Source organism: Staphylococcus sp. mip270_02, assembly GCF_054031535.1.
The window spans coordinates 760,233-785,275 of the sequence record NZ_CM132934.1 but is presented as its reverse complement, the minus strand read 5'-3'; the positions used below and the strand labels follow the sequence as shown (position 1 = coordinate 785,275).

The following is a 25,043-nucleotide window of genomic DNA, read 5'->3' as shown; positions in this document are numbered from 1 at the left end:
TAAATTCAATATGTTAGTATGATTATTCACAAATAATAAGATTTATATTTATTTTAAAAACACAAAAAGAACAATCGAGAGGTAAGCTATAATGAAAACATATACGTCTGTGATATTTTGGATGCGTGCGATAGCTTGTTTAAGTATTGTTCTTATTCATTCGATTACAACAACTTTTAGTAAAATGGATTTTGTTGGTCATGGTACAACTATTAGAGTATTCCAATTACTCCTTATGTTTAGTACACCATTATTCGTATTTATTTCAGAATTTTTATTAGCTAAAAATTATCACGTTATAACAAAACCAGGATTTTTTAAGAATAAATTAATCTATTTAGGTATACCTTATATCTTGATTAACCTTGGTATTTCATATTTTTATTTCGAGCCAAAAACATTAGCTCAATATATGCATAATGTTGGAGATACTATGTTTCACGGTGGCGCTGTCACCTACTTCATTATCATTATCTTCCAATTCTACATATTGCATATTCTTTTTGCTAAGTATTTAATTAAATGGAAGCCTATTCCAATGGTTATCGGTTCGATAATATTCGCTACAATATACTGGGCATTCCGCCAGTATGTACCACAATCAGAAAATGATATTTTAGGCTTATTTTGGGAAAGAGAAGGTTGGATGTTATTTTTAGGATGGCTTAGTTATTTTTTACTTGGTTTTTATACAGGTATTTATTATGAAACATTCATGAAAAATATTAAACGTTACACTTGGCCCATTATTATAGGACTAGTAATTGCATCATCTATTTTAATTGGTAATTATCTGCTAGGCATTAGTACCTGGGTGGAATCGAAACGTTTTGACATTCCCTTTTATGTCACTATGGTTATATTAGTCTTTTTCTTATTCTCTTCTTATATAAAATATGTACCTAAATTTGTACTATTTATTAGTAACTATTCATTTTGTATATACTTAACCCACTATTTCTTTGTACATGACTTAGGGTTATTAAGAGCTGATAGTTCGATACGTAATATCGCGTTTAACTTAATTATCACTTTAGTAGTTTCTATCTGTTTAGCTTATTTATTTAATCTATTTAAGTTTGGCAAATTTGTTGTTGGTGGTATTGGAAATATCAAATATGATAGTGTTTATGAAAGTTATAAACAGGGCAAAATGAATTGATTCTCTTTGCTTCATCAATTGTATATAAAAAAGGTGAGACAGTAACTTATAGCTTCTGTCTCACCTTTTTAATTTCACTCTTGCCAATTTTGTTTGAAAATCCCTCGAGTATACACAATACTCAACAGTACTATTTCTTATTTCTTTCGCTACGATTAAACTGTGTTGATTGCTTTCGCTCCGAATCATTATGTTTAATACGTGTTTGTCTAGTGTTATCTACCTTAGTTTTTTGTGTTTCATTATAGTTACTTTGGTTTCTATTATAATTATTGTATTCATTCGACCTATACAAGCTATCTGTATGTTTCTGTTTTCTCGCTAGCAACATAATCCCAGCAATTAACCATAGAACAGCTGTAAGCCAATTCAGCGTTAAGACCGTAGTAATGCCAAGGAGAATAAAGAATACACCTACAACTTTTGGAATTTTATTAATGAATAAAGCAAATATAATAGCCAAAACAGTACATATAATCACTATAATTAAAGCTAGAAGAAATATTTGACTAGCAATATCTACTAAGCTAGATGCATCCATTTGTGGCGTCCCCTGATTATACATATCGCTATTATAAATAGTATCTGCTAATTCGTTTTTCACGCTTATATCATTTAAAAATGGTGTGACAATTGCCATTAAAAATATTAGTATAAATTGCAAGATAATACCAATCCATACAAGCACCTTTTCTCCAGTCCTCTTCATATGTCCCCTCCCAAGAAATCATTATGAATTCAATACATCTACTGATTTATTATAACGTTATTTTTAGTATTTTAAAACCGTATTACAAAGTAATTAAAATATGCTCAACACTATATTTTTCTGAATTTTTGGTAAAATGGTATTATTACTTTTATAAGGGGATGATAAATTTGGACTTACAAATACAACAACCAACTACAATAAGAAAAATGATTAAACAAGGAGAACTGACCGGACATACAAGTGGTATGGCCAAAGGCTACATTCAGGCTAATGTTGTCATACTTCCTTCTGCCTATGCTTATGACTTTTTGAAATTTTGCTTTAGGAACCCTAAAACTTGCCCGCTCTTAGATGTGTCAGAAAAAGGATCGAAGTCATTTCCTACCTTTGGTCAACAAGCTGACATCACTACCGAAGTTGCTGCCTACCGTGTTTATAAACAAGGTAAGCTCATAGAACAAAGAGCTTACATCGACACATTGTTTACAGAAGATATGGTCAGTTTTTTAATAGGCTGTAGCTTTACATTTGAACATGCATTACTGGAAGCTGGTATTCCTATACGCCATTTAGAAGAAGGACATAATGTACCAATGTATATGACTAATATTCCAGCTGCCGATAGCGGCCAATTTTCTGGTAACATAACCGTAAGCATGCGTCCTATGACTATGCAACAAGCGATTAAAGCAACCGAAATTACTTCTCGTTTTAAAAATGTACATGGCACACCTATGTATATAGGAGCCCCTTCAGAAATTGGTATTTCTAATATAAATAAGCCTGATTTTGGTGAACCCGTAGAAATTAAAAATAATGAAGTTCCTGTCTTTTGGGGCTGTGGTGTAACGCCTCAATCTGTCGCTTTAGATGCTAAACCAGAAATTATGATTACACATGCTCCCGGTCATATGTTCATTACCGATATTCCTGATAGCCAATTAAGCGATTAAAAAAAGCACTTTGACGATTGTTTTAGATGCGTCAAAGTGCTTTTTAATTTTATCTTGCTTCAATATCTTCTTTGGAAACAATTGGGTGATTCTTAAAAATAACGGAACATACATAACCAACAATTAAACCGATAACACCTACAATAGCCCCATAAATAAAGATTTTCATTGGATCGTTAAATCCAAACATTACTAAAAATCCAGCTAACGGTGTAGCAGTACCTGTAGCATCATTTATCATACCGGAAGAGGCGATAACTGCACCCGCAAGTGCACCTCCTATAAAGTTTGCTGTATATATCGGTATTGGATTCGCAGACACTACGTCAGCCTGAGATAGTGGTTCAATACATACTGCAATTCTAGATCTACGGTCACCTAATTTTAGTTTGTTAAACATGGTGCCGTTGATAAATGAAGAAGCAAATGACACCATGGCCGCAATCGCCATTGGCATACCCGTAAGGCCTAATAATGCCGTTAAAGCCATAGAACTAAGTGGAGCTGTTCCAACAACTGTGATGACTCCACCCAAAATAATCCCCATAATAATTGGACTTACTTCAGTTGAACTTTGAATAATATCCCCTATTTTTAATAGCGAGTTATTGACTAACGGCGTTACACCTGTTGCAACTAACCTTGCTAAAGGTGCAATGATGATAATACCTACTATTAAATCTATACCATCCGGTACTTTACGTTCAGCATATTTCATTAAATAACCTATTACATAACCAGCTACAAAGCCTGGTATCAAATCTAAACCACCACATGATGCAGCGATTACCAACGCGTAAACCGGTGAAACACCAATAGCTAATGATACTAAGCCAGCTGCCGCAACGCCACCTAGGCCTCCAGCAGCATCACCTAATTCTCCTAAAAACTTAATACCTAATAAATCTCCACCTACGTATTTGTGAAAAGCTTCAACTAAAAATGTTGCAATTGCAGCATTTGCTAAAGCTCCCATCGCACGCATACCTTTAGGTGCTCTATATGTAAATATTGTAAATAAAGCTAACACTATAATTAAAAATAATGTACCAATTAAAATATCCATATTCAATATTCCTCTTTTCTTGTCTAGTGATCGTTAAGTTAGATATGGAAATAGTTATTTAAAAGTTGGCTTGTTCAAACAATCTGTAAAAACTTTATATTTTATAAATTTTGAATTCATGTTTATATAGTCACTATTATTACTCTTACCATTTCACTCACATTTTTATATTTTAACACAAATTTCAATTATATTCCGAACAATTTAATTATTTTCCATTTAAGCTCCGCGGAATATTTTTCAATATAATTTTAATTTGTTTTTTGATATTACACAACCAAATACAAATATAATTCCATTCTCTATAATAGTTCAGTGAAAAATACCCCCATTTTCTTTTATTCACCTAAAACAAACAGTCACTATAAAAATTAAAACAAGAAAATTAGAAAATATAAAATACCGCCAAAACAATAATTTTTTGACGGCACTTTCTTAAATATTAAGTGAATGTATTTAATAAAAACAGATAAAGCATAATTATTGATTAATTGTACTAACAGTTTTCGCAGGTGTGCCGAGTGCAAGCACATTGGCAGGTATGTCTTTAGCAACCACACTACCCGCTCCTATAACAGCACCATCACCGATAGTTACGCCAGGTAATACAACGACATTAGCTCCTATCCAAACATTGTTCCCAATATTTATAGGCAAAGCTTGTTCTATCCCTTCGTTTCTCGCTTGATATTCAAGAGGATGAATTGCTGTATAAAACCCACAATTAGGACCAATAAACACATCATCTCCAATAGCAATTTTATTGCAATCCATAAAATAACAATCGTGATTAATAAAGACACGCTGACCTAAATTGATATTATAGCCATAATCAGCTTGGAATGGACTTAGTAATTCTAATGATTGAGGCTCATAATTTAATAATTCCGTTATTATTTCTTGTCTCTGTGTTTGATTGCTAGGACGGACATGGTTTAAATCAAAACATAAATCTTTAGCTTTCATTCGCTCTGCCTCTAAATCTTTATCATTATTTGCATCGTACCATTCACCAGCTAACATCTTATTTTTTTCACTCATAATCATTGCTTCCTTTCTTATCGTATGCATTTAGTTTAATTTCCCTATATTTATAATTACGTATTACACTTCGATATGGATTAAGAGATATGACTTAATAATTGATACATCAATGTACCAGCATAATTTCCTACTACGTACCCTAATGTTCCTACTATTAGAATAGGACCAACGAGTCCTGTCCATCCTTTTCCAATTGCTAATGCAGCTGCAGTTGTTGGTCCACCTGCTGTCGCATTGCTCGCTAATAATATTTCTTCAATTTTAAATTTAAATACCTTGCCTAACAACAAACTTAATCCTAAATTAAAAACGAGTATAATAATAACAAAAACAAAGAGTAATGGCGCCGTTGTTACAATTGTAGCAAAAGAAGCAGGAATACCTATAACTACAAAGAAGATATAAATTAAAAAAGTACCTATTTCTGATGCACCAGCTAACTTTTCAAAGAAGTCACCCCATATCGCAACCACAATTAGCGTTAAAGTCGTTAGCAAAAGATAGGAATCTCCAAAGAAAGAAGTAATAATTGTGAGCACAATATTACTTTTAGGTATCCATTGCTGAATCAAATCAGCACCTTTAAAACTAACTGCGACAAGTGTGATTGCACTCGCTATCGAAAATGCGATATCTAACAATTGAATTTTTTTAGGTTGCCAATACGATTGTTGTACTTTTGGAGATTGTTTTGTATTATAGTCTGTTTTAAAATACTTTTTAATTAATGGGAGTGAAGGGAGTGCAATCAATAGCATAAAATACAAAGCCATAACACTATTATCTGCTACTACTGTAGATGATACCATATCGCCTGGTGTTTCAAGTTTAGAGCTTAGCGCTGCAAAATTGACTCCACCACCAATATAACTACCTGTCATCATAGCTCCTATATTGTTCAAATAAGGTATCCATTGATTTAATACAATAAATGCAACCAACGTTCCAATCATAGTTCCCAACGAAGCAATGAAGAATATAATCAACAACCTTCTACTTTCTTTCCATATTTTCATAATATTAGAACTAAATAATAGTAATGGTATCGATAAAGGGACAATGTAGTCCCATACCGTATCATATACGGGTGAGCTCGTTGGTATCACTTTAAAGTTAGATAATACCATCGCACCAACAAGTGCAATAATGGCCCCAGAAATTGTACTTGCCCATTGATACCTCTGTTCTAAAAATAAACTCACCGTTGCCCACACAATAATGATTGCCCATAAAATCCATGTATCCCCTTTGTCTACAAGTGCACCCACCATCATAAAATCATCCCTTTTCTTATATTTGTTTTAATATATCACCTATATTCTATCAGTCTTGGTTACATATTTTTATAATTTTCTGAAAAATTTAATTGTCTATATGTTAGGTTATTGATATTCTTACAGTTATAGCGTCACAAACAAGGGGGAAATAATTATGAAACAAAAAATCGGTTTAATTTTGGGGCCTTTGCTTTTTCTTATTTTTTACTTTATTCCTGGAATAACAGGTTTAGATGACTCACCTAGAGCTGTACTTGCAGTTACACTATTTGTGGCAACATGGTGGATTACAGAAGCTATTCCTATACCAGCAACATCCTTAATTCCACTAATTTTACTTCCATTAACAGGAGGTACTGATGAAGTTATCGCATCAAGTGCTTATGCTGATCCTATAGTTTTTATGTATATGGGTGGGTTTATTATTGCTTTAGCCATTGAAAAATGGAACTTACACAAGCGTATTGCAATGACCATCATTTCAATGATGGGAACAAATAGTAACCGTATCATTCTAGGTACTATGATTGCGACTGCCTTCATATCTATGTGGATTTCAAATGCGGCTACTGCACTCATGATGTTACCTATTGCGTTAGCACTCATCAAAGAAATTAAAGAGGCACAATTTCTTAAGCCTGAGTCTGCTAGTAAATTTAGTAAATCACTCCTCCTAACTGTAGCTTATTCGGCATCTATAGGTGGACTAGCAACACTTATCGGTTCAGTACCAAACGCTGTTTTTGCAGCAATTGCATCTTCTAGCCTTGATAGAAAAGTATCCTTTGCTCAGTGGATGATTTTTGCCTTACCACTTACTATCATATTATTAGCAATTCTTTATTTCTTACTAACGAAATGGTTATTTAGAATTGAAGATGCGGATCATATATCATCAGATTTTGCGAAGAAAGCATTGCATGATTTAGGGCCTATGTCCAAGGAAGAGAAACTCACAGGAGTTGTTTTTCTATTTGTCAGTCTTTTATGGATATTTGGCGGATTACTCCCCGGCTCATTACATATAACAGATACTAATATTGCAATGTTTGGTGCAGTATTACTATTTCTCATTCCCGCAAAATCTAAAAAAGGAGGGCTACTTATATGGGACGATATGATTAAACTCCCTTGGGGTATACTACTCTTATTCGGAGGCGGATTATCTTTAGCTGCAGCCTTTGAAGATTCAGGACTTACAAAATGGTTTGGTAGTATGATGGGAATTGTAAAACCACTACCATTAATATTAATCGTACTTGTATTAACAACAGCTATTTTATTTTTAACAGAGGTTATGTCAAACACAGCTGTTTCTAATATGTTGATGCCAATTAGTATTGGCTTTGCAGCAGCGATTAGTCAAGATCCATTTATAATTATGGGCATCGTTGCAGTTTCATCTACATGTGCATTCATGCTGCCGATTTCAACACCACCTAATGCAGCTGTATTTAGCTCTGATGAAATAGAGATGAAAGACATGGTACAAGCTGGTTTTATTTTAAATATTTTCGCTATCATTGTAATTTCACTCTTTACTTATTTCTGGTTACCTATAGCATTCGGATTATAAAAAATAATTTAACACAATTGTTTAATATACAATATACAACTTATGTATGATACACTTTCTATACTATGGACGCATGTTTTACTAGAAAAAATACTGTAAAATAACGTTATAAACTTATAGAAGGAGTCAATAATTATGAAATTCTTATTTAAAGGAGCGATAGCAATTGTCTTAATACTTGGTATAGTGAAAACATTCGAGGAACACGATATTGTTTCAGAAGCGACAAACTACTATAACCAATTTAAAAGCGGTGAAATAGTACAAACTATTGAAAACATTAATTTTGACGGCTTAAAAAATTTAGATTTCAATGATCTGAAACCTTCAGATTTCTTCTAACGTTTATACACTTTCTTCTAGATAAAATAACCTACAATTGACATTAATTGTCTAAACTAAAATTTCCAAGACAACCTTCAAACATAAAAGTAACGAGACAGCTAAAAAACTGTCTCGTTACTTTTTATTTATATTTTTTTAATTTTTATATTATGATGTTATATAATCTCCGCCATTTACATGTATAACTTGACCAGTGATATAAGAACTATCTGCATATGATGCTAAGAAAACATAAGAAGGTGCAAGTTCTGCTGGTTGCCCTCTTCTTCCCATTGGCGTATCTCCACCTTGATTCTCAACTTTATCTTCTGAAAAAGTAGCTGGAATTAGTGGTGTATAAATAGGCCCTGGTGCAACAGCATTTACTCGAACTCCTTGACCAATTAAAGATGACGCTAATGAACGTGTAAAGGCAACTATTGCACCTTTTGTAGCAGAATAATCAATCAGATGAGCTGATCCTCTATAAGCAGTTACACTAGTAGTATTAATAATTGCATCGCCATCTGTCAAGTGTGGTGCTGCAGCTTGCGATAAGAAAATCATGCCAAAAATATTCGTTTCAAACGTTTCTTTAATCTGTTCTGGTGAAACATCTTCAAAGCTATCCTGAGGGAATTGTACCCCTCCATTATTAACTAATATATTCAATCCACCAAAATCTTTAACGACCTTTTCAATTAAATTTTTTGATGCGTCGACACTTTTTAAGTCATGCGCATATGCTTTTGCATTGACGCCTAGTGAAGTTAATTGCTCTACTACCGCTTCAGCATCTTCGTGTTCATCGTAATAACCAATCGCCACATCTGCCCCTTCTTTAGCATACAATACCGCCACAGACCGGCCAATCCCTGAATCTCCCCCAGTTACTAATGCAATTTTACCTTGGAGTTTACCACCACTTTTGTAATCTTCCATTTCAGTAATAGGCTGGGGATTCATATCTTTTTGTATGCCTGGCTGTCTATCTTGCGTATATCCTTTAATTTCTTTATGGAATTCAGTTAAATTCATATGTTATATACCTCCATTTTACCCTTTTACTGCCAAATACCACTTTAAATAGGATTCAAACATGTTAAATGAATATTCAATAGCAAACAACTTAATAACAATACAAAAAACCTTTGAGAAATAAAAAAATTCCTCAAAGGCTTATATGATATAAACAACATCCAATTAGTTAAGCAAACATCTTTGCTCATCACTTATATATACTTTGCACTAAATATATTTTTATAAATTTACTTAACATTGAGAAGCTCACTTTCATCTATAACTGTTAATTTTCTATCTTATTTTAAATTACTCCTAGGACTTTCCTTTAAATCGAATGCTTAACAATTCTACTTGAATGTACAAATGCCATAATTGCAAAAATACAATACACAACAGAATAAGTACCCATAACAATATAAACTGGTAACATACTATTACCACCCATAAGTAATATAAATGCTTTTGCTGCAAAATAGGCATGCAGTAAGGATACAATAAGAGGTAAACCAAAGTTAAACGTCACTTTTAAAGCTAGCCCTTTTAACATATCGTGATGTGTATAGCCAATTTTACGTAAAATAACAAAATTAGGTATTTCATCTTCAGTTTCGTCCATCTGTTTAATGTAGATTATACAACCTGCTGCGACTAAAAAGGCTAACCCTAAAAACGATGTAACAAATAATAGAATACCTATAGAATCATCCATCGATTGACGTACCATTTTTTGCGATTCCGTATTTGGCGACACTGATTTAGCAATTTTGTTTGCTTCCTTCCAATCACTTTGCTTTTTCAAATTATAACCAAATTGTTTACGTATTTCGGCAGAATTTTGTTTTAAATTATTATACTTATCATCACTAACTAATAACACTGGACCACCAAAACTTATCACACTCATAAAGTTAACGTCTTTTTCTGAGCCAATGACTTTAAACGTTTCTTGGGAATGATTTTCTAACACAATCTCACCTTTTTCATTGTGCTGAACGAGCCCTCCAGTGGTTCCCATATTAACTACTTTTGCACGATTACCAGTCACTTGCTTATCATTGAAAATTTTGTTACTTGTAATTAACATTGAATCAGGTTTAAACATATTTGGATTTCCAGTCTCTTTAAAAAATGTATCTTTCGACATTTTCACTTCAGAAACCTCTTTATACTTTTTATCAAAACCAATATGCGCTTCTTTCATTTTACTTTCAAATGACTCTGCTTGTTTATTATCAATAAAATTAAAATCTTGAGGTGATGTCATGGCAACATTATCCTCAATAGTTGATTTACTAATAGCACCAAAACAAAGAACAGTCACCGTTACTGCCGATATAGTTGCAATTATTGATAACGACAAAGCGTTTTTCTTCATTCTATGCATGATCGAAGATGTAAATACAACATCAGTTATAGACACTTTGCCACGTTTCGCATTTTTTATCATTTTAAAAATAACAGATACGGAACTTCTGAAAAACAAATAAGCACCTACTACTGTTAAAAGCAATATAATAAAAGGTGTGAACATCATTCCATTCGAGAATTTCCCAAACATTTCTGTGGACATATAATAACCAAATACAATCATCACAATTCCTAAGATGCCTGCACAAATCTCGACTATTGAGATAGTATTCTTTGATACTTCTGATTTTGTACTATCATTCATCATTGATAAAATACTACGTCTGCGCAAGAAAATATAACTTTGTATAATAATTAGTAGCATGGATATAAAGATTAATAAACTTGTTTGAAATACTGCAGCAAATTGGAAAGTTAAAGCTACACTTGTACTAATATGCAAAACTTTTAGCACAACCATAAGTAATAGCTTAGACCCAAACACCCCTACTATGACACCAATGATACCAGTTACTAAAAACATAGCAATTTGTTCAATTATAAGCATACGTAATATATTCGACTTAGTTAGTCCAATCAATTGAAACAAAGCAAATTCACGTGTACGCCTCTTTATAAACAATTGATTTGCATACATTAAAAATACAATGATGATAAAAAATAAGAAATATGATCCAACATCTGAGCCCTTTCTTATAATTGCCATTGAATTTTCATTATTAATACTCTCTGTATATTTTAAAGTTACGAAACTAAAATATAATACGATACTTACAATCAATGAAAAAATATACATCGCATAGTGACGCAAATTCTGTTTTAAATTCTTAAGCACAATTTGATTAAAACTCATGTGCGACACCGCCTAATGCCGTCTGCATATGAATAATATTTTTGTAAAAGGCTTGATTTGAATCATCACCTTGGTACACTTCAGAGTGAATGTTACCATCTTTTAACATGATTACTCTATTTGAATAACTTGCTGCGACAGGATCATGTGTAACCATAACAATCGTTGCTTCTAAATTTTCATTTAAATCTTCTAAGCGATTCAACAAATCTTGGGCACTTTTAGAATCTAATGCACCAGTAGGCTCATCTGCAAATATAATAGCCGGTTTATGAACAGACGCACGCGCTGCAGCAGTACGTTGTTGTTGTCCTCCAGATATTTCATTAGGATATTTATGACCTAAATCTTGAATTCCTAAAGCTTTAGTAACTTCACTGTAATTTTTCTCTTTCTCTGTTTTAGACATTTTTTGAATAGAAAGTGGTAACATAATATTTTCTTTAACTGTAAGTGTATTTAACACACTATAATTTTGAAAAATAAAACCCACTTCTTGTTTTCTAAAATCAGCTAATGCTTTATTACTCATTTTATTTATTTTATTGCCATTGATTTCGACTGTACCACTTGTAATATAATCAATTGAACTCAATACGTTTAGCAACGTTGTTTTTCCTGATCCAGATGGTCCCATTATCGTAACAAACTCGCCTTTTTCTATAGAAAAATCAAGGCCTTTAAGCACTTCTTGTTGTCTATGTCTGTTGCCATAGCTTTTAGTGAGCCCTTCTACTTTTAGTATAGGCATGCCATTCACTCCTTAAATAATTTATATCCTTAGTTTAACTAAGTTGCAATCTGTTTTCGTTTGTTTCATCTAACAACTTTATGCTCTAAAATGACAAACTTGTCACACCTTTTGAAAATCATGACTTATTTATGTCTTAGACTTTTCGTTTTATAAATACTTTTATAACTTAGGATTAATAACTTTCACCATATGATATAATAGTCTAGTTCATTTTTAAATAAGGAGTAATATAGATGTTAAATAAAATCAAACGAGAATGGCTAACTGCTCCAGGAACCAATATATTGGCTGGTATTGTCGTTGCCTTAGCATTAATTCCAGAAGCCATTTCATTTTCAATTATAGCAGGAGTAGACCCTATGGTTGGTCTATATTCCTCTTTTATTATTGCAGTTGTCATTTCTTTCGTAGGTGGAAGACCAGCAATGATTTCTGCAGCAACAGGATCTGTAGCTTTAGTTATTGTGCCTTTAGTACGTGATCACGGCGTCCAATATTTATTAGCAGCCACTATTTTAATGGGTGTTATTCAAATTATCTTTGGTATATTAAAAATTGGTCGTTTAATGAAGTTTATCCCCAACTCTGTCATGATTGGTTTCGTTAATGCCTTAGCAATCATGATTTTCCTAACACAAATCAAACATATTTTTGGTATATCTTTTGCTACTTATCTATTTGTGATTATTACCTTACTGATTATCTATCTTTTACCACGTATTTTTAACAAGATACCCGCGCCATTAATTGCAATTATATTATTAACGGCAACTTATTTAGTAACTGGTGCAAATGTAGAAACAGTTGGAGATTTAGGAGAAATTAAACGTTCGTTACCTCAATTTTTCATTCCAGATGTGCCGTTCAACTTAGAGACGTTAAAAATCATTTTCCCATATGCATTATCTATGGCAATTGTTGGACTTGTAGAAAGCTTGCTTACAGCTCGAATTGTTGACCAAGCAACAGATACCTATAGTAGTAAAAACCAAGAATCTCGTGGCCAAGGAATTGCCAATGTCATCACAGGTTTCTTTGGTGCCATGGGTGGCTGTGCGATGATCGGTCAATCTGTAATCAATGTCCGTTCAGGCGCTACGACACGTCTATCTACCTTTACTGCTGGTGTATTCTTAATTATTTTAATCATCGTATTTGGCGATTGGGTCGTTGAAATTCCTATGCCGATTCTAGCAGCTATTATGGTTATGGTTTCTGTAGGAACTTTTAATTGGCGTTCATTTAAATTTATTAAAAAAGCACCCCGTACAGATGCACTTGTGATGATTCTCACCGTAACTATCGTATTAATTACAAGTAATTTAGCACTGGGAGTAATCATTGGTGTAATTGTAAGCGCCTTGTCCTTTGCTACCAAAATTTCAAATGTTTCCGTACAATATGAAGAAAGTAATCATGCCATTCATTATAATATCAAAGGACAAATCTTTTTTGTTTCTATAGATTCATTAATGAACCAACTAAATTTAGAATTACGTGACAAAACCATCTATTTAAACTTTAAAGAAGCACATTTATGGGATGATTCGGCAGTTAATGCCATAGACACACTAATTGAAAATTATCATAAAAAGAATAACAAAATTTATGTCCAATATCTAAATAAAGATAGTCGTAAAATTGTTAACGAATTAAGTAAAGTAAACCAGCAGCACCTTTTATAAAAACAAGTTAATTCGCACAGATTAACAAATAATAAATCAATTTTGCTGTCATATTCATTAAATTTCAACAAAACTAAACTATAGTATGAATAAAATGCAATATTCTTATATTTAATTTGTTTATTATTGATCATTCTTACAAACAAAATGTATAAATCTAAGATACCACCATCAATAAATTATTATCGGAATACCTTGAGGGACAAGAAATACAAAGTCAATTTGCAAATTTTGATTTTGTATTTCTTGTCCCTCCTTTTTTAAAACAATAACATTGACAAATATACCTACTAGGGGTATATTTGTGATATGAAAGGGCTAACGTTATAGATACTTATTTACAAACTGAAAGGAGACCACTTTAATGAGTGAACAGAAAAAAACTACTTTCAACATCACAGGCATGACATGTGCCGCTTGCGCCAACCGTATAGAGAAAAATTTAAATAAAATGGATGAAGTTGAAGCTAATGTTAACGTTACAACTGAAAAAGCCACAATAAGCTATAATCCTAGTTCAACTTCTACTACTGATCTTTACAATACAATAGAAAAAACAGGATACGGTGTATTAAATGAAAAAATTGACTTGGACGTTACAGGCATGACATGTGCAGCGTGTTCTAACCGTATTGAAAAGGTACTGAATCGTACTGATGGTGTAGAGGAAGCAAACGTTAACCTTACAACGGAAAATGCTACGATTGTATATAACCCTAATTCAATTTCAGTTGATACTTTAATTCAAAAAATTCAAAAATTAGGCTATGATGCACAACTCAAAAAAGAAGCTGATGAGAAACAATCACACAAAGCAATAGAGTTAAAACATAAACTTACCAAATTAATTGTTTCGGCTATATTGGCTTTACCATTATTATTAACTATGTTTGTACATCTATTTAATATGCATTTGCCTTCTATTTTAATGAACCCATGGTTTCAGTTTATCTTAGCAACTCCGATACAATTCATCATTGGTTGGCAATTTTATGTTGGAGCTTATAAAAATCTTCGTAATGGTTCAGCAAATATGGATGTCCTAGTAGCATTAGGAACTAGCGCAGCCTATTTTTATAGCTTATATGAGATGGTTAAATGGCTAAATGATACAAACATTACGCCTCATTTATATTTCGAAACAAGTGCTATACTCATTACACTGATTTTATTTGGTAAATATTTGGAAGCACGTGCAAAATCACAAACAACAAATGCCTTAAGCGAATTACTAAACTTGCAAGCTAAAGAAGCACGTGTACTACGTAACAAAGAGGAATATATGATACCTTTAAGTGAGGTCGTAGAAGGTGATTATTTAATTATTAAACCTGGAGAGAAAATACCTGTAGACGGTATAATTCTTAAAGGGAAAACTTCTGTAGATGAATCTATGTTAACTGGTGAATCTATACCTGTTGAAAAAGTACAAAACGATTATGTTATTGGTTCAACAATGAATCAAAATGGCGTTCTCACAATTGAAGCAACAAAAGTAGGCAAAGATACTGCACTCTCTTCTATTATTAAAGTAGTTGAAGAAGCTCAAGGTTCTAAAGCGCCTATCCAAAGACTTGCTGACATTATATCTGGTTATTTTGTGCCTATTGTAGTTGGGATCGCGATACTAACATTTATTATATGGATTACTTTAGTACGCCAAGGTCAATTTGAACCAGCCTTAGTAGCAGCAATTGCCGTAATGGTTATTGCTTGTCCTTGTGCACTTGGGTTAGCTACTCCTACTTCTATTATGGTAGGTACTGGAAAAGCTGCCGAGAACGGTATTTTATTTAAAGGTGGCGAACATATTGAACGTGCGCATCAAATCGATACCGTTGTCTTAGACAAGACGGGAACAATCACACACGGAACACCTGTAGTCACTGACTTTGATGGCGATAATGAAGCATTACAATTATTAGCTAGCGCTGAAAAAGCTTCTGAACATTCACTCGCAGAAGCTATCGTAAATTATGCAAAAGCAGAACAAGTTAATTTATTAGAAGTTCATGACTTCGAAGCTGTACCTGGACGCGGCATCAAAGCTACGATTGATGGAAAATCTTTATTAGTAGGTAATCGTAAATTCTTAGAAGATTATCAAGTAACCATTAGTAGTTCTGAACTACAATTATCCAAGTTTGAACAATCAGGTAAGACGGCTATGTTGATAGCGATTGATCAAAAATTACGTGGTACAATCGCAGTAGCTGATACTGTCAAAGATTCTACCAATAAAGCAATCCAACAGTTACATGATTTAAATATCGAAGTCGTCATGTTGACTGGGGATAACCAACGTACAGCAGAAGCCATTGCTTCACAAGTTGGTATAGATATAGTCATTGCACAAGTGTTACCAGAAGAAAAAGCGGCTAAAATAAAATCATTACAAGCTAATAATAAGACAGTAGCTATGGTTGGAGACGGCGTAAATGATGCACCAGCTTTAGTCCAAGCAGATATTGGTATTGCTATCGGTACAGGAACAGAAGTGGCTATAGAAGCTGCTGATATTACCATTCTTGGTGGCGATTTGTTACTAGTACCTAAAGCAATCACGGCTAGTAAATCGACTATACGTAATATACGTCAAAACTTATTTTGGGCATTTGGTTACAACGTTGCGGGTATTCCTATTGCTGCACTAGGGTTACTTGCACCATGGATTGCTGGTGCTGCAATGGCTTTAAGTTCTGTAAGTGTTGTCACTAATGCACTTAGATTAAAACGCATGAAATTATAATTAAAATTTGAGATGATTCATATGAATATCATTATTTTTAAGGAGGTGATTGATATGGCAACTGAAACAATTAAAGTAGAAGGTATGAGTTGTGAACACTGTAAACATGCAGTAGAAGATACACTAACAAATCTAGATGGTGTATCAACAGCTAATGTTAATCTTGAAGAAGGTAACGTTAAAGTTGATTTTGATGATAACAAAGTCACATCGCCAAACATGTACGAAGCAATAGAAGATCAAGGTTATGACGTAAAATAATATATTAAAAACACGTCAAATATAAGCGTCATCGGTAACACAATTGAATAAAATTCATAAGGTATGCTATCAAAATAAAGCGGCTAGGACATATATGATATTTCGATCTCCGCTCAGTGTGATAGCAGTTGCTGATTAGAGTTGAAAAGCTTCGTCTAAAAGCTTTTTCAACTCTAATTTGCTTTGCCAAGGGCAGGACAACGAAATTCTTTTTGAAAAATTAGGTTTCTGTCCCGTCCCTTTTTTATATTTAATATTTTACATCTTAAATATACATAATTGCTTCCTTATTAATTCACACGTAATTTAGTGTCACCAGTCTCAATAACATCAATTGTCGCATCTAAAGCATCGACAATGAGGTTTTCAACGGCAGCATCTGTATAAAAAGCAATATGAGGTGAAACAATAACATCTTGTCGCTCGATTAATTGCTTTAATACTTCATCCTTTAATTCTGAATGTCGTTGATCACTTGGAAACAATCCCTTTTCCCCTTCATATGTATCAAGTGCTGCTCCTTTCAAAATTCCTTTATCCAGTGCGTGTATTAGCGCACTAGTTTTTACAATGGAGCCTCTTGCACAATTGATAAATACTGACCCTGGTTTAAATTCATTAAACAATGCATCATCAAATAAATAATCATTATCCTTACTTGCAGGAATATGAACTGTAACAATATCCGCTTCTTGCACAGCTTCATTTATACTATTAGCATACGTTAAAAATGCCTTATAGCGTTCATTAGGAGCAATATCATAAGCAATAACTTCAGCTTCAAAGCCTTGTGCAAATATCTTAGCAACAATTGAACCGATACGACCAGTTCCTATAACAGCAACTTTCAAATCTTTAATAGATCGTGATAAGATAGCTGGTTGCCATCTAAAATCATATGAAGCTGTTTTCTGTTGAATATCATTATAATTTCTGACCAAATTAAGTGCTTGTGATACCGTATATTCAGCAATAGAATGTGGTGAATAAGATGGCACATTAGAAATAATCAAATCATATTTTTGAGCTAAATCGAAATCATATATGTCAAAACCAGCACTTCGTTGTGCAATTTGCTTAATTCCAAATTCATGTAACTTGCGGTATACATCTTCACCAAAAGGAATTTGCTGTGATATCGAAACACCATCAAAGCCTTTTGTACGATCGACAGTTTCTGACGAAAGTAATGCTTCATCTAAATCGACAGTCACATTATGCTTGGTTGACCATGCTTTAATATAAGGTAAATCTTCTTCTCTTACTCCAAAAATTTTAATACTTGTCATAAGTTAATCACTCCAATAATATTTATTCTATTCATAAAGGTGCTTAAGCGATTGTATTCTTTCCGTAGCCTCTAGTAACGATGCATCATCTAAAGCTAAAGAAATACGCACATAATGCTTTCCATGTTCTCCAAATGGTATACCTGGTGCAACAAGAATTGACTGTTCTTGTAATAAATAATCAACAAAACTTTCTCCATCAAAGTCTTTCGGTGTACGTAACCATAAGAAAATACCACCTTTCATTGGTTCAAAAGGTATGTCCACTTGTTGCAATTTAGCTTCAAATTCATTTCTACGACGTTTAAATGTTATATTTTGCTCTTCTAGAAAATCATCATAATTATTCAAAGCATATGTTGCTGCGTCCTGCAATGCACCAAACATACCTGCATGTGTATGTGACTGATATTTTTTTAATGCTTGTATAATATCTTTATTTCCTACTGCAAATCCAACTCTAAAACCTGACATATTATATCCTTTAGATAATGAAAATACTTCTACTGCTAGGTCTTTTGCTCCATCTGCTTGTAATATACTAGGATTTTTAGCATCAAAGCCAAAGGCACTATAGGCAAAATCATGAACAATCTTTGTTTTTGTTCCCTTAAAACGCTCAATCGCTTCCTCAAATACTGATTTTGTAGCAACTGAACCTGTCGGGTTATTTGGATAAGTCAAATAAACTAAACGTGTATTGAGTAATGTTTCTTTGCTTATTCTGTCCCACTGAGGCAAATAATAAGGCGGCTCTAAAACGAGTGGTTGTGGTTGTGCATCGGCAAGTAACACTCCTGCTTTATAATCCGTATATCCTGGATCTGGTAGTAATACATTTTCTCCTGGGTTAACGATACATGTAGGTAAACCTACAAGACCATTTTTAGTACCATATAGTATACATACTTCATCTTCTTTATCTAATTCAACTTGAAATTGTCTTTGATAAAAATCTACTATTGCTTGCTTAAATGAGTCTTTACCATGGAAAGCAACATACTTTTGATTATCAGGCTGACGTAGCGCATCAGCAAAACAGTCAATAATTCCCTTGGGAGTTTCACCATCAGGGATACCTACAGCCATATTAATTAATGGCAAAGGACCATGTTCTACTTTCTGTCCCATTGTTTTTGCAAAATAACTATCTGGTATCTGTGCCAATCTATCCGAAATTGCCATAAAACTCCTCCTATTAAAAAAACTATATGCCGACCTGTGTGGCATATAGTTACACATGTCACCTATCTTTCAAGCATTAACGCTTGTTGGAAGTAAGCACAGTACTTTTATATCAAAGTCTGTTGCTGAAGCTTCATCAGGCCAAATCCCTCAGCTTCTCTGGATAAGTTTATTTTAAATTACCATTAATTTTATCAGAATATTCACGCTTGTCAATCTACTTATAAAACAAAAAGTGACATCAAAATCTTATAGAATAATAAGACCTAGATATCACTCACATAAAAACATAGAATAAAATAATAAAACCCGGAACATAAATGTTCCGGGTTGTTCAACCTAAGATAACTAAACGTTTCTATTTAGTTATTTAGATCCTACCACCATCCATTAGAAGCACGGAAAGCCATCGCTGCTTCCATTGAACCGTAACGGCTTTCACCGTAGTTAATCATACCTTTAGTTTGGCTAGCTACTGAACCAGTTCCCCATGATTCTTTAGTTTGACCTAAACCTCTGTAACCTGCTGGGTTAACAGCATTTGGGTTACCGCTTGATTCAGGCATTACAATTGAATTCCACATAGCTTCTGTACCACCTGCAGCTAAGAATTGAGCTTTAACTGATCCACCAGTTGATGCAGCTGATGTTTGAGCAGCTTTATAAGTTTTAGTTGCAACGCTTGTTTGTGCAGTTTGAACATTTGAGTTAGATGAAGCTTTAGGAGCTTCAACTGCTGCTACTGGAGTATTACTTGATTGTTTTTGAGCACTTACTTCGCTAGCTGAAGTTTCGTTAGTATTTGTAGTTGCTTGAGTAGTTACATCTTGTACTGAATTAGAAGTTGCACTTTGAGCACCTGCAGCTGTGTAATTCCATGACCAAGATTGACCATTTGAAGTGAATGTATATTCATTTCCACCTAAAACGAAGTTATAGTTATACGCTCCAGCGTGTAATGGTTTTTGGTTTAATTCTTCAGGATTGTTTTGAGCTAAATCAGCTAAATGCGCTTTGTCGATATTTTCTTCTGAAGCGTGAGCTTGATTGTGATCTACTGTTGTTGCATATCCTGTTACACCTAATGCTACTGCTAATGATGATGCTAAAATTGTTTTCTTCATAATTAAAAAATCCTCCAATTAAAATCTTTTTAAGTAAAATTATATTTTCGTTAAATTATTTATCGTATGTGCTAAAATCGATTAATTTTTATGCTTTATTTTTTCGCCACAAATAATATAACACATATTTCGCCCATTTATATTACACTTACATAACAAAACGTTACAAAAGAAAAGTCTATTTGTAACATTGAAATACTGTTGTTTTGTTTTGTAATGCATAATTCTTGCATTGTTTTCAAAATATATTGTGTATAGCACTGGTATATTAAGCTTCGTTCCTTTATCATCGAATGGTTTTACATTGTCTGAATTATTACAGCAAACCTTTTTGTTACATAACTGTAAAATAATAAAAGGATAAAAAATATATATTTTGGAGTAAAACTTGCAAATTTTTTTGTCTAAAATTTAAAAAGACCACTGTTTTGTGGCCTTTTTAATATACTTTATTATTTTATCCAACATTCAAAACATTACATTATATTACAAAAACAACTATACATTTTAAACGTTATATATAATTTTACGCCAAGAATTTAAAAATTTCTCTATCATATAATTTCAACGTTTTCATATAAAATGTATTTATCAAATAGCCCATTACAAATGGAACTACAAAAAACGCAATAAATACGTATATTAAAGTTAATAATACTGAATGTTCCATAAATCTAAATGCACTTATTGGTCCAACAAGCCCAATAATTCCAAAACCTGCTGATTCTTTTGTTCCACCAATTCCTATGAGCGCACCAACAAAACCAGTGATTAGCGCATTTGAAAAGATTGGAAGTAAAATAATAGGATGCCTTACCATATTAGGTATCATCATTTTCACACCACCTAAAAAGATTGTCAGAGGTACGCCTGCTCTATTTACCTTTAACGTCCCTGCAACTAATGCACCTTCACATGCCACAATCCCAAGTGAAGCAGAACCAGCCGCTAGACCACTAATACCTATAGCTAATGCAGTTGCTACAGTTGATATAGGTGAAATAATTATAAAACTAAATACTAATGCAATAAGCATAGACATCAATACTGGTTGCAATTCTGTAAATGTATTGACTAAATTACCAATACCAGTTGTAATCATTTGGACATATGGCAATATAAGTACGCCAATAAAGCTAGCTATAACACCGACAATGGTCGGCAGAATAATTAACGTTAAACTACCAAATCTTTCTCCAACGACTAATATTAAAAATACAGCAATTGCTGCAGTGATCATTGTGTTAATAAGATCTCCAACACCTACAAGCATCCAAGCACCATCTTTAAATTGCGCTGCGCCACTCCCCACAAAAGCAGAGCTTGCCACAACAGCTGTTGCTAAAGGTGATAAATTGAACCGCATTGCTATAAGTGCACCAACTAATAATGGTACAGTAAATTGAATACTTTCTACTACTTGTAATAATGTTTGAAAAAGCTGGTACTTAGGAGCGAAAAGTTTGAATAGTTCCCCTAAGATAGCATTAGGTATTAACCCTGCTACTATGGCAATTGCTACACCAGATAGTACATTATATAAAAATTGTTTTGGACTTACTTTAATCATAGAAGTTCCCCCTAAGCTGAAATAAATACTAATATATCATATTTTCTTAATTTTCAGAATATTGTTCCTGTATTTTCCTCAAATATTTTTATATCAAATTAACAATTAAAATTTCACAACTATGATTAAAATATTACAGCATAAAAAATAGGTAGCCCAAATCGAAATTTTAAATTCGCTTTCGGCTACCTACTTCTATATATAATTAACATGTTTTCATAATCAACAAATTTTAGCGTTTCATTAAATTTGTTGTTAGTACCAGCCCTTGAGATGCTGTTTCAAAAAATTCCAATTTTTGCAATTGGGTTTCCTTAGGTAAACTTTTTTCAAATTGTTCCCATATCCATATAGCAATATTTTCAGCAGTTGTATTCATTTCGGGTAGTGTGTCATTTACCAACTGACCATCTAAATACGGTTCAATTTCTGTTTGGTATAATTTATCTACTTCATTGAAATCTAATGCTAAACCATATTTATCTATATCTGATAAAATCTCAATATTAAATTGATATTGTTGATCTTCTAGGTCTTTATGCACTGTATTTGTAAAATAAATTCGATTATCACAAGTGAATTTATAATAATTCTTTATCAAAACTTGACCATTGCGATATTTAAACTGGCCAGGTGGTTGAATATGATCAAATTTAGTCATTACGATCACTCCTATAGTCATTTTTATTAATATACCCTTTTATAGAACAAGTACATACTTATCTATAAATGTTTCTTATTCAATTTTTAAAGGTAATGATAAAACTAATTAGATAAATATTGGAGGAGATTTATTATATGACGGTATATATTCAAAGAATTTATGAAGACAAACAGCAAGAAGGCTTACGGATACTCGTAGATCGCGTATGGCCAAGAGGTGTAGCTAAGGACGATGCAAATTTAGATCATTGGATCAAAGAAGTGGCGCCAACTTCTGAATTAAGAAAATGGTTTAACCATGATCCCAAGTTATATGCTGCTTTTAAAGAAAAGTACGAGAAAGAACTTCGCGAAAATATTAGCCAAAAACAAGCATTTGAAGAATTGCAAAATAAAGTTTCTGAGACTGATAAAGATATCATTTTATTATTTGCCGCTAAAGATAAAAAACATAATCAAGCTGTTGTGCTTCAAGCGTTATTACAGTAAACAACTATAATTAAAATAAATGAACGTAAAACTACCGTTTACCCTATCAGAACCTTAGGGTAAGCGGTAGTTTTTTTATGATGTCACAATATACACTCTAGTCATTTTAGTTCATATAAACTTTTCTCACCATCTGGTAATTTTTCAACAAAATCTTTAGGGTCTTCTGCATAGTCATTACCGATGCCACCATTCATTCTCTGAAAATGAAGGTGAGACCCAGTCGTTTGTTCTCCTGTATTACCAGAAAGTGCAATTACATCTCCCGCTTGTACATTGTCTCCTACTTTAACTTTAAATTGATTTAAATGCATATACCATTGGTGATACTGTCCGTTCGTTTCAGCTATTTGCACTACTTTGCCACCTAAGTCATTCTCAAATGTGCGAGTAACCTTGCCATCTGTTGCGGCTTTAACCGGCGTATCTTCAGGCAAATCATAATCTATCCCATAATGTTTCCCATCAAAACCACTAAACTCATATTTACCAAAATTTTCTGTTTCTCTGCTTCGATCAAAAAAATCTGTATAAGATGTCGATCGGTCATTTTTATTATTTTGGTTACTGATTTCTGAAAAATTTTCATTTATACTTTTTTGTATATAATCCATATTCGCCATCAAGAAAATAAATGGAACGATTATAATGATTAATAACACAATTGTTTTCAACGTATTTTTCACTAAATGAATCACCTTTTAAATAGTTATTATTAGTTCATAAGTATACTTTTTATAGTCCCAAAAAACTAATAATCCGCTTAAAAAGAACCTCATACTTTAGTTTGACGTAAAAATTGAGAGGGAAATGCAGTTTCTTATTTTCGCTTCCACAATTAACTCAAAACTACGCAATTATTATTTTACATGGTATTATAGCGCAACCAAACGGTGTGCATACAACATCCATGTAAGTTTTCATTATTTATATCTATATTTAAAAGTTATTGGTCATCACTATAACTTTTAAGTATGTCTTCCATTAATGTCCATACGCGTTCAACATTTACAGCAGTCGCAAAATAAGCATTTTTTTCCTTATTTGTAATATTATTTAAATCAACAGCCATCGTTCCATAGGTAAGCGCACTTTGGTGCTCGATATCAACATGTGTTTGTTGCATTGTAAATAAATCAGGTTGCAACAAATACAAAATTGTACAAGCATCATGTATAGGCCCTCCATCCATATTAAAGTGTGTTTTATATGTAGATTTAAAGAATTCTAAAAGTTCTACAACAAATTTTGCAATTTGATTGTCGATTGCTTTGAACCTGTTGATAATGGCATCGTTTGCCAATACTTGATGCGTTACATCTAAGCCAAACACGTTGATAGGTACGCCACAGTCAAATACACGTTTGGCCGCTTCAGCATCAACCCAAATATTAAATTCTGCAGTAGGTGTCCAATTTCCAAAGGTTCCTCCACCCATAATCGTTATAGAATCTATATATTGCGTAATACTCGGCTCTTTAATTAAAGCCGTTGCAATATTCGTTAAAGGGCCTGTAGCCACTAGCGTTACAGGTTCCTCACTATGTTTTAGTGTTTCAATTATTACATCAGCGGCATGACTTTGCGTTGGTTTCAACGAAGGTACTTCTGGTAATTTTGGACCATCTAATCCACTATTACCATGTATTTGTGATGCAAATGAAGCTGGCTTGATCAGTGGTCTTGTAGCACCGACAGATACACTAATATCTCCTCTTCCCATTACTTCCAATACGTTTAAAGCATTTTTGGTATTTTTTTCAACTGATTGATTACCAGCCACTGTTGTTACAGCCAATATATCTAACGTACTATTTTTAGCTCCTGCTAATATTAACGCAATCGCGTCATCATGACCTGGATCACAATCCATAATAATTTTTTTACTCATATTCTTCACTCCAATCATAAAAATA

At 33.1% G+C, this 25,043-nt stretch carries 22 protein-coding genes and 1 riboswitch; of the genes, 8 read left to right on the top strand and 14 right to left on the bottom strand.

Features of this window, described 5'->3' with window-relative positions:
• Positions 1–91 precede the first annotated feature (91 nt).
• Positions 92–1,162: an acyltransferase family protein gene (locus ACW5YJ_RS03435; protein WP_017723780.1), complete on the top strand. Its 1,071-nt coding sequence runs from the start codon at positions 92–94 to the stop codon at positions 1,160–1,162.
• A gap of 130 nt (positions 1,163–1,292) precedes the next feature.
• On the opposite strand, the gene ACW5YJ_RS03430 is transcribed toward ACW5YJ_RS03435, so the two are convergent.
• Positions 1,293–1,871, bottom strand: coding sequence for a DUF4064 domain-containing protein (locus tag ACW5YJ_RS03430; RefSeq protein WP_017723781.1), 579 nt, complete (start codon positions 1,869–1,871; stop codon positions 1,293–1,295).
• Positions 1,872–2,032: 161 nt separating this feature from the next.
• Here ACW5YJ_RS03430 and ACW5YJ_RS03425 point away from each other — a divergent pair, with 161 nt between their 5' ends.
• Positions 2,033–2,827 carry a putative hydro-lyase gene (locus ACW5YJ_RS03425; protein WP_457338487.1) on the top strand — a complete coding sequence of 265 codons (795 nt, stop codon included), beginning with the start codon at positions 2,033–2,035 and terminating at the stop codon, positions 2,825–2,827.
• Between the two features lie 49 nt (positions 2,828–2,876).
• On the opposite strand, the gene ACW5YJ_RS03420 is transcribed toward ACW5YJ_RS03425, so the two are convergent.
• The 3 genes from ACW5YJ_RS03420 to ACW5YJ_RS03410 form a co-directional block, all read right to left on the bottom strand.
• The gene (locus ACW5YJ_RS03420) at positions 2,877–3,893 is read right to left on the bottom strand and encodes a PTS sugar transporter subunit IIC (protein ID WP_457338486.1); all 1,017 of its coding nucleotides are present in this window, start codon (positions 3,891–3,893) and stop codon (positions 2,877–2,879) included.
• A gap of 480 nt (positions 3,894–4,373) precedes the next feature.
• Entirely contained in the window at positions 4,374–4,934 is a 561-nt protein-coding gene (locus ACW5YJ_RS03415) for a sugar O-acetyltransferase (protein WP_107551945.1), read from the bottom strand.
• An 80-nt stretch (positions 4,935–5,014) separates the two neighbouring features.
• Positions 5,015–6,211: a DUF819 family protein gene (locus ACW5YJ_RS03410; protein ID WP_017723785.1), complete on the bottom strand. Its 1,197-nt coding sequence runs from the start codon at positions 6,209–6,211 to the stop codon at positions 5,015–5,017.
• Positions 6,212–6,368: 157 nt separating this feature from the next.
• On the opposite strand from ACW5YJ_RS03410, the gene ACW5YJ_RS03405 reads away from it, so the two are divergent.
• Both ACW5YJ_RS03405 and ACW5YJ_RS03400 read left to right on the top strand, forming a co-directional pair.
• Positions 6,369–7,790: an SLC13 family permease gene (locus tag ACW5YJ_RS03405; protein WP_107551944.1), complete on the top strand. Its 1,422-nt coding sequence runs from the start codon at positions 6,369–6,371 to the stop codon at positions 7,788–7,790.
• A 135-nt stretch (positions 7,791–7,925) separates the two neighbouring features.
• Positions 7,926–8,132, top strand: a complete 207-nt coding sequence (locus ACW5YJ_RS03400; RefSeq protein WP_017723787.1) for a hypothetical protein — start codon at positions 7,926–7,928, stop codon at positions 8,130–8,132.
• Positions 8,133–8,282: 150 nt separating this feature from the next.
• On the opposite strand, the gene ACW5YJ_RS03395 is transcribed toward ACW5YJ_RS03400, so the two are convergent.
• The 3 genes from ACW5YJ_RS03395 to ACW5YJ_RS03385 form a co-directional block, all read right to left on the bottom strand.
• Positions 8,283–9,152, bottom strand: coding sequence for an SDR family oxidoreductase (locus ACW5YJ_RS03395; protein ID WP_457338485.1), 870 nt, complete (start codon positions 9,150–9,152; stop codon positions 8,283–8,285).
• A gap of 310 nt (positions 9,153–9,462) precedes the next feature.
• Positions 9,463–11,358, bottom strand: a complete 1,896-nt coding sequence (locus ACW5YJ_RS03390) for an FtsX-like permease family protein (RefSeq protein WP_457338484.1) — start codon at positions 11,356–11,358, stop codon at positions 9,463–9,465.
• Positions 11,348–12,109: an ABC transporter ATP-binding protein gene (locus ACW5YJ_RS03385; RefSeq protein ID WP_017723790.1), complete on the bottom strand. Its 762-nt coding sequence runs from the start codon at positions 12,107–12,109 to the stop codon at positions 11,348–11,350. The genes ACW5YJ_RS03390 and ACW5YJ_RS03385 overlap by 11 nt, the downstream gene beginning before the upstream one ends.
• A gap of 236 nt (positions 12,110–12,345) precedes the next feature.
• Here ACW5YJ_RS03385 and ACW5YJ_RS03380 point away from each other — a divergent pair, with 236 nt between their 5' ends.
• The 3 genes from ACW5YJ_RS03380 (at position 12,346) to copZ (ending at position 16,807) form a co-directional block, all read left to right on the top strand.
• A complete protein-coding gene (locus ACW5YJ_RS03380; protein WP_017723791.1) occupies positions 12,346–13,797 on the top strand; it encodes a SulP family inorganic anion transporter in 1,452 nt (483 codons plus the stop codon).
• Positions 13,798–14,161: 364 nt separating this feature from the next.
• Positions 14,162–16,546, top strand: coding sequence for a heavy metal translocating P-type ATPase (locus tag ACW5YJ_RS03375; protein WP_457338483.1), 2,385 nt, complete (start codon positions 14,162–14,164; stop codon positions 16,544–16,546).
• Positions 16,547–16,600: 54 nt separating this feature from the next.
• Entirely contained in the window at positions 16,601–16,807 is a 207-nt protein-coding gene (gene copZ / locus ACW5YJ_RS03370) for a copper chaperone CopZ (protein ID WP_457338482.1), read from the top strand.
• Positions 16,808–17,097: 290 nt separating this feature from the next.
• Here the strand turns inward: copZ and ACW5YJ_RS03365 are convergent, their stop codons facing one another.
• The 5 genes from ACW5YJ_RS03365 to ACW5YJ_RS03345 all read right to left on the bottom strand — a co-directional run bounded on the left by ACW5YJ_RS03365 (position 17,098) and on the right by ACW5YJ_RS03345 (position 22,636).
• On the bottom strand, positions 17,098–18,096 hold the full coding sequence (locus tag ACW5YJ_RS03365; protein ID WP_457338481.1) for a D-lactate dehydrogenase: 999 nt from the start codon (positions 18,094–18,096) through the stop codon (positions 17,098–17,100).
• 27 nt (positions 18,097–18,123) lie between these two features.
• Positions 18,124–19,281, bottom strand: coding sequence for an aminotransferase class I/II-fold pyridoxal phosphate-dependent enzyme (locus ACW5YJ_RS03360; RefSeq protein ID WP_457338480.1), 1,158 nt, complete (start codon positions 19,279–19,281; stop codon positions 18,124–18,126).
• A gap of 59 nt (positions 19,282–19,340) precedes the next feature.
• A riboswitch (SAM riboswitch) is annotated at positions 19,341–19,451 on the bottom strand.
• Between the two features lie 207 nt (positions 19,452–19,658).
• Entirely contained in the window at positions 19,659–20,405 is a 747-nt protein-coding gene (locus ACW5YJ_RS03355; protein WP_457338479.1) for an aggregation-promoting factor C-terminal-like domain-containing protein, read from the bottom strand.
• A gap of 526 nt (positions 20,406–20,931) precedes the next feature.
• Positions 20,932–21,975, bottom strand: a complete 1,044-nt coding sequence (locus ACW5YJ_RS03350; protein ID WP_017723797.1) for a PTS sugar transporter subunit IIC — start codon at positions 21,973–21,975, stop codon at positions 20,932–20,934.
• 232 nt (positions 21,976–22,207) lie between these two features.
• Positions 22,208–22,636 (bottom strand): 6-pyruvoyl trahydropterin synthase family protein, encoded by a 429-nt coding sequence (locus ACW5YJ_RS03345; protein ID WP_457338478.1) that lies wholly within the window; start codon positions 22,634–22,636, stop codon positions 22,208–22,210.
• 137 nt (positions 22,637–22,773) lie between these two features.
• Between ACW5YJ_RS03345 and ACW5YJ_RS03340 the strand changes: the two genes are divergently transcribed.
• Complete coding sequence (locus ACW5YJ_RS03340; protein WP_017723799.1) at positions 22,774–23,127, top strand: DUF488 domain-containing protein; 354 nt, start codon at positions 22,774–22,776, stop codon at positions 23,125–23,127.
• A gap of 101 nt (positions 23,128–23,228) precedes the next feature.
• On the opposite strand, the gene ACW5YJ_RS03335 is transcribed toward ACW5YJ_RS03340, so the two are convergent.
• Both ACW5YJ_RS03335 and ACW5YJ_RS03330 read right to left on the bottom strand, forming a co-directional pair.
• On the bottom strand, positions 23,229–23,750 hold the full coding sequence (locus tag ACW5YJ_RS03335; RefSeq protein WP_182477200.1) for a M23 family metallopeptidase: 522 nt from the start codon (positions 23,748–23,750) through the stop codon (positions 23,229–23,231).
• Between the two features lie 323 nt (positions 23,751–24,073).
• Entirely contained in the window at positions 24,074–25,018 is a 945-nt protein-coding gene (locus tag ACW5YJ_RS03330; RefSeq protein ID WP_017723801.1) for a nucleoside hydrolase, read from the bottom strand.
• Positions 25,019–25,043 lie beyond the last annotated feature (25 nt).